At 68.0% G+C, this 14171-nt stretch carries 13 protein-coding genes; 8 read left to right on the plus strand and 5 right to left on the minus strand.

Going from position 1 to position 14171, the window contains the following annotated elements; translation table 11 throughout:
- The first annotated feature begins 31 nt into the window (after nt 1-31).
- On the plus strand, nt 32-1441 hold the full coding sequence (cls, locus tag BMZ25_RS00830) for a cardiolipin synthase (RefSeq protein ID WP_092686987.1): 1410 nt from the start codon (nt 32-34) through the stop codon (nt 1439-1441).
- A complete protein-coding gene (locus BMZ25_RS00835) occupies nt 1441-2181 on the plus strand; it encodes an endonuclease/exonuclease/phosphatase family protein (RefSeq protein ID WP_177190342.1) in 741 nt (246 codons plus the stop codon). The genes cls and BMZ25_RS00835 overlap by 1 nt, the downstream gene beginning before the upstream one ends.
- Here the strand turns inward: BMZ25_RS00835 and BMZ25_RS00840 are convergent.
- Nucleotides 2123-2746, minus strand: a complete 624-nt coding sequence (locus tag BMZ25_RS00840) for a TetR/AcrR family transcriptional regulator (protein ID WP_092686990.1) — start codon at nt 2744-2746, stop codon at nt 2123-2125. The genes BMZ25_RS00835 and BMZ25_RS00840 overlap by 59 nt on opposite strands.
- A gap of 138 nt (nt 2747-2884) precedes the next feature.
- Here BMZ25_RS00840 and BMZ25_RS00845 point away from each other — a divergent pair, with 138 nt between their 5' ends.
- The 6 genes from BMZ25_RS00845 (at nt 2885) to minE (ending at nt 9342) form a co-directional block, all read left to right on the plus strand.
- Nucleotides 2885-4921, plus strand: coding sequence for an NADH:flavin oxidoreductase (locus BMZ25_RS00845; protein WP_092686993.1), 2037 nt, complete (start codon nt 2885-2887; stop codon nt 4919-4921).
- Between the two features lie 25 nt (nt 4922-4946).
- Nucleotides 4947-6182: an aromatic ring-hydroxylating oxygenase subunit alpha gene (locus BMZ25_RS00850; RefSeq protein ID WP_092686996.1), complete on the plus strand. Its 1236-nt coding sequence runs from the start codon at nt 4947-4949 to the stop codon at nt 6180-6182.
- 5 nt (nt 6183-6187) lie between these two features.
- On the plus strand, nt 6188-7261 hold the full coding sequence (locus tag BMZ25_RS00855) for an FAD-binding oxidoreductase (protein WP_092686999.1): 1074 nt from the start codon (nt 6188-6190) through the stop codon (nt 7259-7261).
- Between the two features lie 171 nt (nt 7262-7432).
- On the plus strand, nt 7433-8242 hold the full coding sequence (gene minC / locus BMZ25_RS00860; RefSeq protein ID WP_092687002.1) for a septum site-determining protein MinC: 810 nt from the start codon (nt 7433-7435) through the stop codon (nt 8240-8242).
- On the plus strand, nt 8239-9057 hold the full coding sequence (gene minD, locus BMZ25_RS00865; protein ID WP_092687005.1) for a septum site-determining protein MinD: 819 nt from the start codon (nt 8239-8241) through the stop codon (nt 9055-9057). Before minC ends, minD begins: the two co-directional genes overlap by 4 nt.
- Before the next feature lie 3 nt (nt 9058-9060).
- Nucleotides 9061-9342 (plus strand): cell division topological specificity factor MinE, encoded by a 282-nt coding sequence (gene minE, locus BMZ25_RS00870; protein ID WP_092687008.1) that lies wholly within the window; start codon nt 9061-9063, stop codon nt 9340-9342.
- Between the two features lie 42 nt (nt 9343-9384).
- Here the strand turns inward: minE and BMZ25_RS00875 are convergent, their stop codons facing one another.
- The 4 genes from BMZ25_RS00875 to BMZ25_RS00890 all read right to left on the minus strand — a co-directional run bounded on the left by BMZ25_RS00875 (nt 9385) and on the right by BMZ25_RS00890 (nt 14013).
- The gene (locus BMZ25_RS00875; protein ID WP_092687011.1) at nt 9385-10536 is read right to left on the minus strand and encodes a DUF8173 domain-containing protein; all 1152 of its coding nucleotides are present in this window, start codon (nt 10534-10536) and stop codon (nt 9385-9387) included.
- Between the two features lie 86 nt (nt 10537-10622).
- Nucleotides 10623-11774: a helix-turn-helix transcriptional regulator gene (locus BMZ25_RS00880; RefSeq protein WP_092687014.1), complete on the minus strand. Its 1152-nt coding sequence runs from the start codon at nt 11772-11774 to the stop codon at nt 10623-10625.
- A 407-nt stretch (nt 11775-12181) separates the two neighbouring features.
- Entirely contained in the window at nt 12182-13099 is a 918-nt protein-coding gene (locus tag BMZ25_RS00885; RefSeq protein ID WP_143071471.1) for a hypothetical protein, read from the minus strand.
- Nucleotides 13096-14013 (minus strand): ankyrin repeat domain-containing protein, encoded by a 918-nt coding sequence (locus tag BMZ25_RS00890; protein ID WP_092687020.1) that lies wholly within the window; start codon nt 14011-14013, stop codon nt 13096-13098. The genes BMZ25_RS00885 and BMZ25_RS00890 overlap by 4 nt, the downstream gene beginning before the upstream one ends.
- Between the last annotated feature and the right edge of the window lie 158 nt (nt 14014-14171).

Consider the following 14171-nt stretch of genomic DNA (forward strand, 5'->3'; position numbering starts at 1 on the left):
GAAGCCGGGACGAATGTGGGAAAGGCCCTCGATGACAGCCATCTGGCCCCTTCTCCTCGGTGTCGCGGCACTCGGGATCGTGGCGTTCTGCAGCTGGCGGGCCGTGGCCTCGGCACGGACGCCGCAGGGCGCCATCGCCTGGGTGATCTTCCTTTTGGCGGCGCCGTGGTTCGGTGTGCCCGCCTATGTCATTTTCGGCCACCACAAGCTGCGCGCCTATACCGAGGCGCGGCGCCGCAGCCGCGAGCTGACGCGCCAGCTGGCCGCGCAGGCGCAGGATTATCCGCCGCGGGACGACGCGCGGCAGCGGCTGATCGCGTTCGCGCGGATGGGCAAGATGCCAATCGTCGGCGGCAACGATGCCGGACTGCTGATCGACGGGGAAGAGACCTTCGAGGCGATCTTCGAGGCCATCGAGGGCGCCCGGCGCTATGTCTGCGTGCAGTTCTACACGATCGTCGACGACGCGGTCGGACAGGCGCTGGCCGACCGGCTGGTCGCCGCCGCCGAGCGCGGCGTGACGGTGCGCGTCATCTATGACGGCGTCGGCAGTTACGGCCTGTCGCGCGGCTATCGCCAGCGACTGACCGACGCCGGCATCCGCATCCTCGACCCGCGCGCCGCGCGGGGGCCGACCTCGCGCCTGCAGATCAACTTCCGCAATCACCGCAAGACGGTGATCGTGGATGGCGAGACCGGGTTCATGGGCGGGCTGAACGTGTCGGAAACCTATCTGGGCCGGAACCCAGCCTACGGTGTCTGGCGCGACACGCATCTGCGGTTGCGCGGGCCCATCGTCAGCCAGCTGCAGCTCGTCTTTGCCGAGGACTGGCACTGGGCGACCGGAGAATCGCTGGCCGATGCGATGGGCTGGCATCCGGGGATCGACCCCGCCGGGATGACCGGTCTGCTGGTGCCGATGGGGCCCGGCGACGACATGGACACGGGCGCGTTGTTCTTCTTCAGCGCGATCACCGGCGCGCGGAACCGGGTCTGGATCGCGTCGCCCTATTTCGTGCCGGACATCGACACGCTGACGGCGTTGAGCGACGCGGCGCTGCGCGGCTGCGACGTACGGCTGATCGTGCCGGATACCGTCGACCACTACCTGCCCTGGCTGGCCGCCTTCGCCTTCTTCGACGAGGTGCGCCGGGCCGGGGTCAAGGTGCACAGGTACCAGCAGGGATTCATGCACCAGAAGGTCGTGCTGGTGGACGACGACATCGCCGCCGTGGGCACGGCGAACTTCGACAATCGGTCGTTCCGGTTGAACTTCGAGACGATGGCCGTGATGCACGACGCCGCCTTCGCACGCGAGGTCGAGACGATGCTGACCGCGGATCTCAAGGAATGTACCCTGCTGGAGCAAAGCCTCGCGGAACAGCCCCTCCCGATCGCGATCGGCGCACCGCTCGCGCGGCTGCTGGCACCGGTGCTGTGATGGAAGTGAAGATCGTCAGCTACAACATCCGCAAGGCGGTGGGGCTGGACCGGCGCCGCCACCCCGAGCGGATCCTGTCGATCCTGGGCGGGCTCGATGCGGACGTGGTGGTCCTGCAGGAGGCCGACCGGCGGCTCGGATCGCGCCCCACCGCCCTGCCCCGGTTCCTGATCGAGCAGGAGACGGATTACCGCGCCGTCGACCTCGCCCGAACGGATGTCAGCCTGGGCTGGCACGGCAACGCGGTGCTGGTGCGGCGGGGCCTGAAGATCGACGCGACGGCGCATTTCGACCTGCCGGGGCTGGAGCCGCGGGGCGCGGTGATGGTCGGGCTGGGCGGGCTGCATGTCGTTGGCGCCCATCTGGGCCTGCTCCGCCGCTGGCGGTTGCGTCAGATGCGCGCCATCCTCGATCACCTCGGGCCGAAGGCGCGGCACGCGATCGTCTGCGGCGATTTCAACGAATGGTCGCGCGACGGCGGCTTCGAGCCCTGGAACGACGTTCTGCGCGTGGTCTCGCCCGGCGCGACCTTTCACGCCGCCCGGCCCGTCGCCCCGCTCGACCGGTTCGCCCATGGCCCCGGCGTGCAGCTGCGCGAGACCGGCGTGCTGCGACAGGGCGCGGCGCGGATCGCCTCGGATCACCTGCCGGTCTGGTGCGTCGCCGATGCCGCCGCCGGGCTCAGCGATGGCGCGAAAGAAAGCGTTCGAACTCCCCTCGGGTCGGCGCGAGGCCGGTGAACGCCTCGACATAGCCGGGCATCCGCGAAAGGCGGGTCTTGCGCGGCTCGACCGTGGTCATCGAGATATAGCCGACCTGCGTGAGATATAGTGTGCGCGCGCGGATGTCGGCGGTGTCGGTGTCGAACCCGAAGCGGCCGAACATCGCCTGTAGAGCGGCGATGCGCGTCTCGTCCGTGCGCAGCAGTTCGGACTTGAGGTCGGGATCGGCCTGCGCCCAGTTGCGGATCGCGAAGTCGAGCCGGCTGTCGAACAGCTCTTCGTCGATCCAGCAGTCGAACACGTTCAGCACCGCCTCGGCGATCGTCTCGGCGTAGAGACCGCTCTGGCGCACGAGGTTGCCGGTGTTCTTGTCCTCCCACTGCCGGATCAGCGCGGCCAGCAGCGCCTTGCGGTCCGCGAAGTGCCAGTAGAACGAGGTGCGCGACAGGCCCAAATCGTCGGCCAGTGTGCCGATCTTAATATAGGCCACGCCGCGCTCGACCAGGATGCGATAGGCTGCGTTCAGCCACGCCTCCGCCGATCCGCGCCAGCCCGTCCTCGTCTCGATCTCGCCCTGCGTCATGGTCCCCTCCTAGCAGCCTGTCACCGGTGTCGCAAAGAAACTCGACGGCGTCGTTGTCCGACACGACATAGGTGTCGAGTTTTGCGACAATAGTGTCGACAGGGACCATCTTCCCCTCGCCAGCAAGGAGAGCGCGCGATGTCGACCGATCCGCTGTTGCAGCCCTATCGGCTGAAGCACCTGACCCTGAAGAACCGGATCATGACGACCAGCCACGAACCCGCCTATCCCGAGGACGGGATGCCAAAGGCGCGCTACCGCGCCTATCACGCGGAACGGGCCAAGGCCGGGGTCGCGCTGACCATGACCGCCGGGTCGGCGGCGGTGTCGCGGGACAGCCCGCCGGTCTTCAACAACATCCTCGCCTACAAGGACGAAGTCGTGCCGTGGATGGCCGAGTTGACGGACGCCTGCCACGAACACGGCTGCGCGGTGATGATCCAGCTGACCCATCTTGGCCGGCGGACGCACTGGAACAAGGGCGACTGGCTGCCCGCGGTCTCGGCGGGTCACGAGCGCGAGCCGGCCCACCGCGCCTTTCCCAAGATGGTCGAGACTTGGGACATCGCCCGCATCGTGCGCGACTATGCCGACGCGGCCGAACGCATGCAGGCCGCGGGGCTCGACGGGATCGAGCTGCAGGCCTACGGGCACCTGATGGACCAGTTCTGGTCCGAGCGGACGAACGCTTTGGACGGCGCGTATGGCGGGACGCTGGACAACCGCCTGCGCTTCACCTTCGAGGTGCTCGACGCGATCCGCGAGCGGGTCGGCGCGGACTTCCTCGTTGGGCTTCGCTACACGGCCGACGAGATGGCCGAGGGCGGCATCAGCGTGGCGGAGGGGCTGGAGATCTCGCGCAAGCTGGCCGATTGCGGGCAGGTCGATTTCCTCAACGTGATCCGCGGCCATATCGAGACCGACCCCGGCCTGACGGACGTGATCCCGGTGCAGGGCATGAAGAACGCACCGCACCTCGATTTCGCAGGCACGATCCGGCGCGAGACCGGGATGCCGACCTTTCACGCCGCCAAGATACCGGACGTGGCGACCGCCCGGCACGCCGTGGCCGAGGGTCTGCTGGACATGGTGGGGATGACGCGGGCGCACATGGCCGACCCGCATATCGTACGCAAGATCACCGAAGGGCGCGAGCACGACATCCGCCCCTGCGTCGGCGCGACCTACTGCCTCGACCGGATCTACCAGGCGGGCGACGCGCTGTGCATCCACAACGCGGCCACGGGGCGCGAGCTGTCGATGCCCCATGTCGTGCCCGCCGCCGACACGCGCCGCCGCATCGCCATCGCCGGTGCCGGCCCTGCCGGGCTGGAGGCCGCACGCGTCGCGGCCGAGCGCGGCCACGAGGTCGTGGTGTTCGAGGCGGCGGCGGATCCGGGCGGACAGATCCGGCTGACGGCGCAGAATCCACGGCGGCGCGAGATGATGTCGATCATCGACTGGCGAATGTCGCAATGCGCGGCGCGGGACGTCGAATTCCGGTTCAACACATGGGCCGAGGCAGAGGACATCGCGGCCCTCGCGCCCGACGCGGTCATCGTCGCCACCGGCGGCCTGCCCCATACCGAAGTGCTGCGCGAGGGGAACGATCTGGTCGTGTCGGCTTGGGACATCATCGCGGGCGACGTGGCGCCGGGCCAGAACGTGCTGGTCTACGACGACGCGGGCGACCATGCCGGCCTTCAGGCGGCCGAGGTGATCGCCAATGCCGGCGGCCATGTCGAGGTGATGACCCCCGACCGCAGCTTCGCGCCCGATGTGCCGGCGATGAACCTCACGCCCTACATGCGGTCGCTGCAAAAGCGCGACACCACCTTCACCGTCACCTACCGGCTGACCGCCGTGCGCCGGGACGGCAACCGCCTGAAGGCGATCATCGACAGCGATTACGGCCCGCTGGGCCAGGAGCGCACGTTCGACCAGATCGTCGTCAACCACGGCACCCTGCCGATGGACGACCTGTATTTCGATCTGAAGCCCGATGCGACGAACCTGGGCGAGGTCGACCACGACGCGCTGCTTGCCGGACGGCCGCAGGCGGTCGTCACCAATCCCGACGGCGCCTACCAGCTGTTCCGGATCGGCGACGCCGTCTCGGCCCGCAACACCCACGCCGCGATCTACGACGCCCTGCGACTCGTGAAGGACCTCTGATCCTCTGGCCCCAAGGAGCCATGCCATGCTTCGTGACGCCGACATGCTGTCCCACCTGATGCGCCGCAGGCCGCGCCATTCGTTGCCGCGGGACCTTTATACCGACCCGGATCTCTACGAGGTCGACCTGCATCGCATCTGGTACGCGGACTGGCTCTTCGCCCTGCCCGCCTGCGAGATTCCCAAGACCGGCAACCACGTGACGCTGCAGGTGGCCGATCACTCGGTCATCGTGGTGCGCGGCGCCGACGGCACCATCCGCGCCTTTCACAACACGTGTCGCCACCGCGGCTCGCGGCTGTGCAAGCCGGGCCGGAGCTCGTCGCCCAAGATCGTCTGCCCCTATCACCAGTGGACCTACGAGCTGGACGGGCGGCTTCTGTGGGCGCGCGACATGGGGCCGGATTTCGATCCGTCGAAACACGGGCTGAAGCCCGTCCATTGCCGCGACGCGGGCGGGCTGGTGTTCATCTGCCTCGCCGAGACGCCGCCGCCCTTCGACGCGCTCGCCGCCGCGGCCGAGCGGTATTTCGGGCCGCACGGGCTGGACCGCTGCAAGGTCGCGCACGAGAGCAGCATCGTCGAGCAGGCGAACTGGAAGCTGGTGATGGAGAACAACCGCGAGTGCTATCACTGCTCGGGGGCGCACCCGGCGCTCTGCGTCAGCTTCGACGACAATCCCAACATCGCGGGCAACGGCGACGGCATGACCGATCCGGCGATCGAGGCGCACCTGGCCAAGTGCGAGGCGGCGGGCCTGCCATCGCGGTTCCACATCGCCCCCGACAACAAGTGGCGGATGGTGCGCGTGCCGCTTCTGGGCAAGGCTGTGAGCTATACGATGGACGGCAAGGCGGCGGTCTCGCAGACCGTCGGCGACGTGCCGATCCGCGACGCCGGAACACTGCTTTTCTTCCACTACCCGAACACCTGGAACCACTTCCTGTCGGACACCGTGATGCTGTTCCGGATGCTCCCCCTCGGCCCGCAGGAGACCGAGGTCACGACCAAGTGGCTGGTGCACGAGGACGCGGTCGAGGGGCGGGATTACGACCTCGACCGGCTGACCGAGGTCTGGACCCTGACCAACGACGAAGACCGCGCCATCGTCGAGGAGAACCAGAAGGGCATCAACTCGCCCGTCTATGAACCCGGACCCTATTCCGAGACCCAGGAAAGCGGCGTGATCCAGTTCGTCGACTGGTACGCCGACACCATGACCGAGCGCCTGACCGGCCGGGCGCTGCACGCGGCGGAGTGACGGATATGGATGGCACCACCTCCCGCCGCGCCGGACCCTGGCAGGAATCCGAACCGCTCGAATGTGTCATGGTAATCCCCGAGGCGCCCGACGTGGCGACCTTCGCCTTCCGCGCGCCGTCAGGGGCATGGTTCGACTATCTGCCCGGCCAGTTCATCACGCTCGAGCTGCCGGTGCCCGGCGGGCCGGTCCAGCGGACCTACACGATCTCGGCCAGCCCGTCGCGGCCGCTGACGATCTCGGTCACGGTCAAGGCGCAGGCCGACAGCGTCGGCAGCCGCTGGATGCTGGACCATCTGCGGCCGGGCGACACGATCCGCGCCTGGGGGCCGGCGGGCCTGTTCACCCTGCCCGCCCGGCCCGATCGCAAGTACCTGTTCATCGCCGCCGGCTCCGGCATCACGCCGATGATGTCCATGGCCTCGTACCTGTACGATTACGGCGACCAGCCTGACGCGCGCCTGATTGCCTGCGCGCGCCGCCCGTCCGAGCTGATCTTCCGGCAACGGCTGATCCACATGGCCAGCCGGGTGCCGGGGCTGCGCCTATCATTCGTCGTCGAAGAGGAAGAACCCTACGCCGTCTGGACGGGCTATCTGGGCCGGTTCAACCAGCTGATGCTGAGCCTGATGGCGCCGGATTACCTTGAGCGCGAGGTCTATTGCTGCGGGCCCGCGCCCTTCATGCAGGTCGTCCGCGACAGCCTGAACGCGCTGGGCTTCGACATGGATCACTATCACCAGGAAAGCTTCGTCGCGCCGGTCGAGACGCCTGCCGACGAACCGCCGATCGACGACGTGATCCCGCAGGAGGCCGCCGACGCCGAGATCGACTTCGCGCGCTCGGGCGTCTCGATCGCCTGCCACGAGACCGACACGGTGCTGGCGATCTCTCGTGCGCAGGGGGTGCGAATCCCCTTCGGATGCACCTTCGGGGTCTGCGGCACCTGCAAGGTCCGCAAGCTGTCGGGAGAGGTGCACATGGTCCACAATGGCGGCATCTCCGAGGACGATATCGCCGACGGCTACATCCTCGCCTGCTGCTCGAACCCGATCGGGCCGGTGAAGATCGACGCATGACGCGGCACGGGCCACGTGCGGGGCCGAAAATGCCGGCACGACTTTGCCGAAGGCCTTATTTCGCGACAAGAATGGTGGACCGCGACGGCCGAGAGTCATAAGGAGGAAAAATGAAACAGAGGCCCGGTCCTGAAGCCGGGCCCGGACCTGATCAGAGGCGCAGATTCGAGCGTGAAGCACGATGTCGCAAGCGACAGCGGAGTAAACGTCGCAACGACGGTACGTCCGCTAGAGATCCGTGGCCGGTTCCTTACGGCGGTTGCCGTGCGGCTGGCCGGAGCCCCCGACGACCAATTCTATGAATCCCTCGACGTGCGCCTTCAGCAGACGCCGCACTTCTTTTCCGACGCGCCGCTGATCATCGATCTCGATCAGGCGGCGGATCTTGTCGACCCGGCCGATCTGCAATGGCTCGTCGACAATCTGCGTCAGCGCGACCTGTCGGTGTTCGGGGTGCAGAACGCCACGGCGGATCAGGCGGAGGCCGCCCGCGCGGTCGGCCTGATCTCGCTTTCGGGCGGGCGCGACGCGCCGCTGCGCGGCTCGCGCCGCGAGGAAGAGCGCAAGCCCGATCCCGCGCCGGAGCCCGAGGCCGCCGCCCCGCAGGCAGCACCGCCGCCGCGCACCACGACGAACAAGCTGGTCAGCACGCCCGTCCGCTCGGGCCAGACGGTCATCGCGGACCGGGGCGATCTGGTCATCGTCGGCCCCGTCAGCTCGGGCGCCGAGCTAATCGCGACGGGCAACATCCACATCTACGGCCACATGCGGGGACGCGCCATGGCCGGGATCAACGGAGACGAGACCGCGCGCATCTTCTGCCAGAGCCTCGACGCCGAATTGCTGGCCATCGCCGGGCTCTACCGGACAAGCGAGAACCTCGGCGCCGAGCTGCGCAGGAAATCCGTGCAGGTCTATCTCGAAGGCGAGCGGCTTCGTGTGGACCCGCTCGACAGGACACAGAACAGGAGCGGCCAGTGAGCAAGGTCATCGTAGTCACATCCGGCAAGGGCGGCGTCGGCAAGACGACGTCGGCCGCCGCCATCAGCGCGGGCCTCGCGCAGCAGGGCCACAAGACGGTCGTCATCGACTTCGACGTCGGCCTACGGAACCTCGACATGATCATGGGCTGCGAGCGGCGCGTGGTGTTCGACTTCATCAACGTCATCCAGGGTGACGCCAAGCTGAAGCAGGCGCTGATCAAGGACCGCCGGCTCGACACGCTGTCGATCCTGCCGACCTCGCAGACGCGTGACAAGGACGCGCTGACCAGCGAGGGCGTCGAGAAGGTGCTGGAAGAGCTGCGCGAAGAGTTCGACTACATCGTCTGCGACAGCCCGGCCGGCATCGAGCGCGGCGCGCAGCTGGCCATGTACTATGCCGACGAGGCGGTGGTGGTGACCAACCCCGAGGTCTCGTCGGTGCGCGACAGCGACCGGGTGCTGGGCCTGCTCAACAGCAAGACCAAGCGCGCCGAGGAATCGGGCGCCGACCCGATCAAGTCGCACCTGCTGCTGACGCGCTACGACGCCAAGCGGATCGGAGAAGGCGAGATGATGAACGTCGAGGACGTGCTCGAGATCCTCGCGATCCCGCTGCTCGGCGTGATCCCGGAAAGCACCGCGGTGCTGCGCGCCTCGAACGTGGGTCTGCCGGTCGTGCTCGACGACAAGTCGCGCGCCGGCAAGGCCTATGAAGAGGCCGTCGCCCGGCTCACCGGCGAGCAGATCGAGATGCGGATCGAGTCCGAGGAACGGCCCGGCCTGTTCCAGCGGCTCTTCGGACGGACGGCGTAACCCATGTTCGGATTCTCGTTCAAACCCCGCAACAAGGGGAAGTCCGCGCAGACCGCCAAGGAGCGGCTGCAAATCCTCCTCGCCCATGAGCGCGGCGGCAACGGGTCGAGCCCCGATTACCTGCCGATGCTCCAGCGCGACATCCTCGAGGCGATCAAGAAGCACGTCCATGTCGAGCGCGACGCCGTCGACATCCGGATGGAGCGCGACGACGAGCTGTCGAGCCTGGAGATCAACATCGAACTGCCCGGCGGCCGCACCGTGCAGTCGAGCGCAAGCAGCTGACACGCGCGGCCCGCGCCACGGCGCGGGCCCGCTTTAGCCCCCTCAGACGCGTCCGGCCCCCGGCCGCCCGCGCAGCAGGGCTTCGCCGAGCGCGGCGGTAATCGCGCCCAGCCCCAGCAGCACCAAGGCCACGTTCAGCATCCAGCCGAGAAACGGCACGAAGTTGAGCAGCACGGCTACCACCAGCCCCGCCAGCAGCGCCAGCACCCGGACGGCCATTCCCTGCGGCGCCGTGCCCTCGCGGAACGCATCGACCACGCGCATCGCCACCGAATAGACCCCCAGCAGATACCCCAGCGTCCAGGCCAGTACGAGCGCCAGCAGAACCAACGGGATCAGCGGCAGCCCCACGATCGTCAGGGCGCTGACCGGCACCAGACCGAACAGCGCGCTGAGCCCCAGCACGCCCATCAACAGCGACAGCCCCGGCCGCCCGGCCGCGCGCTGCCGCAGCGCCTGCACCGTCACCGGCATGAAGGCGATCAGCACGGTGCCCAGCACCAGAAGGAACCCCAGCGTCGTCGCCACGCCCGCGACAAAGGCGAACGGTCCCGGCGTGGGCATGTCGCGGGTCCAGCGCTCGGCCGTCTCGCGGCCCTCGCCCACATCGAGCGGGACATAGGTGACATCCGACGCGGCGATCACGGTGTCGGGGACCTCGACCTGGGACGGCGCGGCATAGCGCAGCGTGCCGTCGATCCGCGCTCCGGACCCGAACCGCAGGCTCCCGGCGGCGATCCAGACGTCGCCCGACACCGGCGCATCCAGTGTCACGTCGCCTCCCGACAGCACCAGCGCGCCCGCGACTGGTCCCCCGACCCGGACCGTCCCGCCGCTGAGACGGGCATTGCCATCGATCCGCCCCTCGGACTCGGTCTCGACAGAAAAGCCCGCGACGGTCGCGTCCGCGCCGATCGGCGCGGCGAGGCGCAGGCTGCTGCCGACGGCATAGAGGTTGCCCTCGACCGGTTCGGAAACGGTGACGGAAAATCCCGCCAGATGCGCGTCCGCCCCGACCGGCGCGCCCACGCGCACCCCGAAGCCTGCGGCAAAGAGATCGCGCGCGGCCTGCTCGGTGCCGTCGGCGTCGGACCCCGACAGGTAGACATCCTCGCCGGCCGAGAACCGGTCGGCCCGCGCCGCGGTCGCGACGAGCAGAGCGCACAGGACGGAAAGAACAAGCGTCTTGAGCATAACGGACTCCCCCGCATGAAACCTGGAAACCCTAGCCGCGCAACCGTGGCGGCACCTTGACGAGGATCAAGCCGACCCGCGGCCCCTCAGCCCGGATCCCGCCGGACCGGGGCGCTCGTCATCATCGCGAGGCGAACCAGGTCCAGCCGGTTGCGGCAGGCGAGCTTTGCGGTGATGCCGTCGATCCGCGCCGCCGCGGCGCCCGGCGTGGTGTCCTGGCTTCGCGAGATTTCGGCGGCGCCGGCGCCCTGCACCAGCATGTCGCAGATCGCGAGTTCCTCGGGCGACAGGATCCCGAAGGCCGACAGCCCCTCGCTCGTCAGGATGCCCCGCCGCTCGACGTCGAAGACCAGCAGAAGCGCAAGCGGCGCGTCGACACCGGTCTGCGCGTCGCGCAGCGGCAGGGTGCGGGCGACGAAAGGCACCCCCTGCGAGCGGCGCCGCAGGCTCATGATCAGGTCCTCGGGGCGCGCGGCGGGCCGGGTCGCGCCATGGATGATGCCCCGCATCCGCGGCCGGTCCTCGGGATGCGTGGCCCCGGCGATCCCGCCGACGTCGGTCAGCCCGTCCCTCTCGGCGGCGAGTTCGCCGAACTGGCGGTTCGAGACGACGATGCGCCCCTCCGCATCGCAGAAGGCCGCACCGAAATCGAGCGTATCGAAGAAATCGAGCATCGCCTGATAGCTCCGCACGAGTCTGCGGATCACCCGCCCGGTTTCGAGCGACTTGCCCACGACGCTGAACAGCACGTCGACATTCGCGCGGATGTCGGCGGGCAGCTCTGCGGTGGGACCGCCCAGATGGCCGCTGGCGATATCGATGACCGGGCCGAAATCGTTGAGCCGCCCGCCGAACCGCCAGCGCGCGCCGGTCACGTTCAGGATGGCGTCGCGGATCGCATTCGGCGGCAACGCATCATTCGCGCCGAATCCCAGCACCTCGTGCTCGAAGCTGTGGCGATAGGGCGGCAGATCGACGAGCTGCCCGTAGAGCTCGGTCTCGGCCTGGGGCGCCCGGCCGCCGATCAGGTCGTCGACCAGGTCCATGCCGCCCTCGCGGATCGCGCGGGACAGATGCATGATCGGGACCTGGCTGTTGGTCGAATCGTACTCGAAGATGAAGAAGGCCGGAAAATCGCTGCTGGCCACGATCCGGTCGCAGACGCCGTCCCATTCCTGGGGCCGGACCGCCGCGTCGATTGCACTGCGAAGAATCTCCGCGAATTCGGCACCCCTCATGCCACCCCTCGTCCTTGCGCCCCGCAAGGAAACTGCGGCACACCGCCGCGCCGCGCAACCCGCATGCGCCGCTCTACGTTCGAAGAGGAATGCTCAACACGGATCGTTCACGCTGCCGAACCGAAAGAAGCATCACTGACGAAAAGTCAGTTATTTCAGGTAGCTAGAGAATTTTGGCTCCGGCGGCAGGGGCCGGAGACGGAGCCTCGAAGCACTGAAAACGCGACGCTTTTGGAGATCGATTCCTGTCCGACTCCACAATGTGACATCAGAAGTGCCGTAACTTGTGCCCCGGCGCAAGAGCGCTGCGAGACGAGGATTGTCGGATCATCGCGACCCTGCTGTTCGGGGCGCATTTAGGTGCGCGACGGCCGGCACGGACAGCCCGTTCCCAGGGTCTGTGCCCGTCATGGCAGCGGAGTCTGATCCGGCGGCTCCTCCGGCTCGGGCACTGGACAGCCGTCGGGAAGCTCGAGACAGTCGCACTGCTCGTCGACCTTCCGCCCCGCGGCCTCGCCCAGCCGCACGCGCGTCTTCGCGGCTTGGTCGCGACACTGCTGGATCGTCATTTCGCTCGGGAGCTTTCTCTGCTCCACCACGTAGGAGCAGGCTCCGGAGACGATGCCAGGGACCGCGGGCTGGATGCCCGACCTCTCCCGCAAGGTCTCCATGTCCGATGCGGTGCGGCACGCATCACGCAGCTCCAGGGCCGTGACCCCCAAGATTGTCGCTACGCCGAGTATGGGCACGCTCTCCAGAGGGATCGCCCCCACATTACGGGCCGCATTGGTCGCGGCACGCCGCGTTATCCGAGCCGTCACCCGGTCGACGCGACGCATCTGCGTCGCGAGGTGGTCTTCAGCCGTGCGGAGTTGGCTGCCGAGGCGCCCGACCCTGTCCGACAATTCGTCGTTGGCGGCGGAAAGTCCCCGAATTCTGATGGCACGATCCGCTGCCAGCTGTTCAGCGCGACGCGCCCGATCCTCGATCTCGACCTTCTCGGCCGAAAGCTTTCGATTCTCCTGCGACAAACCGTCGATCCTGACCGCACGCGTCTCTGCCAGTGTGGAGAGCCGGCGATTTTCGGTGTCGAGGTCGGTTAGCTTCGTCCGGAGCGTCGAAAGTTCCGACGGCGTGGATACCACGGCGTCCAGCGGCATGAGTCTCGTGAGGCTCAGCATCGCCTCCGCGATCGGCTCCACCGCGAAGGAGAGGATATTGAAGACCAGGAGCGCCAGTATCACGAGCAGGATAGAGGCCCGCCGGGCCAGCGTCGTCACGGCACGCGCGAGTTTGACCACGGCGCCGTCAGGACGCCGGGTCACTCGGCGCACCTCTCATGCAGGTTCCAGTATCGCGCATCCTTCACAAGCGCAGCGTTGCGCTCGTAGAGCATGATCACGGAACGGCCACGCTCGTCTTCGTAGCAGGGCTCGCTCGACGCACCGAGAAGGCTGTTGAAGACCTCCGGCGACTCCGTGTAGGCCGTTGCCAGCAGGAGCGGCGTTACGCCTTCCTCAGCGCGGGCGTCCGGCGAAGCACCGGCGTCGAGAAACGCGGAGACAGTTTCGGGCGAGGCGTTCGGGAGTCGCGTCAATTCGTGCAGAGGTGTCTCGCCGTCCTCGTCGGTCGCGTCGACATCCGCTCCCGCCTGAAGCAGCAGGCGGACCTCGGCGAGCCCGGCATTCTTCGCAGCCAGATGCAGCGGGGTCTGAACCTGCTCGTTCACCGAACCGACCTCGGCCCCTCCAGCGACAAGTGCCGCCATGATCGCGGCCCCGTCCGGGCGCCGCGCCGCGAGGTGCAATGAAGTCTCCGCACAGGTCCGCAGCGGAAGGCGACAGCTATCCGTCGACAGTCTCGCGTTCGGATCGGCCCCCCAGACGATCAGGTAGGATATCACCGCCGCGCTGCTGCCTTCCGCCGCCGCCGTCGCAAGCGGCGTGCGGTTCTCGGCGGTCGTCAACGCGACATCGGCCCCCTCGGCAAGGAGCGCGCGGACGAGCTCGGCGCCATTGCCATGCGCGGCGGCCAGGTGCAGGGGCGTCTCGCCCGTGCCGGTGCGCTCGTCGAGCCCGCGGCCGGCGGAGAGGCAGCCGCGAACGTCGCCGGCCGTGGCCGAGCGGTAGAAATCATCGGAAAGCCACCCCCGGCATTCATCCGACGCCTCTTCGGCCGTGCAGACCAGGGGCAGAAACAGGAGGGGCAGACTGAACAGGACGCGTCGGAATGCTGGCATGATACCTTTGCAGCTGGTTGTCCCGACAGAGCAATTCCGCTGAGCCCGATTGTCAATTCCTCCGGGTCGAATCGCGGCAATCGCCCCGCCAGCATTCAGCGCCGTGCGATCACGGGCCCCACGCTCACCTTGGTCGGGTGCCCCGTGAGCCGCAGCGA

It is taken from the genome of Tranquillimonas rosea, assembly GCF_900111315.1.
GTDB lineage: Bacteria > Pseudomonadota > Alphaproteobacteria > Rhodobacterales > Rhodobacteraceae > Tranquillimonas > Tranquillimonas rosea.

Excerpts from the sequence above, each read along its gene's own strand:
- cls (WP_092686987.1), top strand. The coding sequence starts at position 32 with ATGACAGCCATCTGGCCCCTTCTCCTCGGTGTCGCGGCACTCGGGATC.
- BMZ25_RS00835 (WP_177190342.1), top strand. The coding sequence starts at position 1,441 with ATGGAAGTGAAGATCGTCAGCTACAACATCCGCAAGGCGGTGGGGCTG.
- BMZ25_RS00840 (WP_092686990.1), bottom strand. The coding sequence starts at position 2,746 with ATGACGCAGGGCGAGATCGAGACGAGGACGGGCTGGCGCGGATCGGCG.
- BMZ25_RS00845 (WP_092686993.1), top strand. The coding sequence starts at position 2,885 with ATGTCGACCGATCCGCTGTTGCAGCCCTATCGGCTGAAGCACCTGACC.
- BMZ25_RS00850 (WP_092686996.1), top strand. The coding sequence starts at position 4,947 with ATGCTTCGTGACGCCGACATGCTGTCCCACCTGATGCGCCGCAGGCCG.
- BMZ25_RS00855 (WP_092686999.1), top strand. The coding sequence starts at position 6,188 with ATGGATGGCACCACCTCCCGCCGCGCCGGACCCTGGCAGGAATCCGAA.
- minE (WP_092687008.1), top strand. The coding sequence starts at position 9,061 with ATGTTCGGATTCTCGTTCAAACCCCGCAACAAGGGGAAGTCCGCGCAG.
- BMZ25_RS00875 (WP_092687011.1), bottom strand. The coding sequence starts at position 10,536 with ATGCTCAAGACGCTTGTTCTTTCCGTCCTGTGCGCTCTGCTCGTCGCG.
- BMZ25_RS00880 (WP_092687014.1), bottom strand. The coding sequence starts at position 11,774 with ATGAGGGGTGCCGAATTCGCGGAGATTCTTCGCAGTGCAATCGACGCG.
- BMZ25_RS00890 (WP_092687020.1), bottom strand. The coding sequence starts at position 14,013 with ATGCCAGCATTCCGACGCGTCCTGTTCAGTCTGCCCCTCCTGTTTCTG.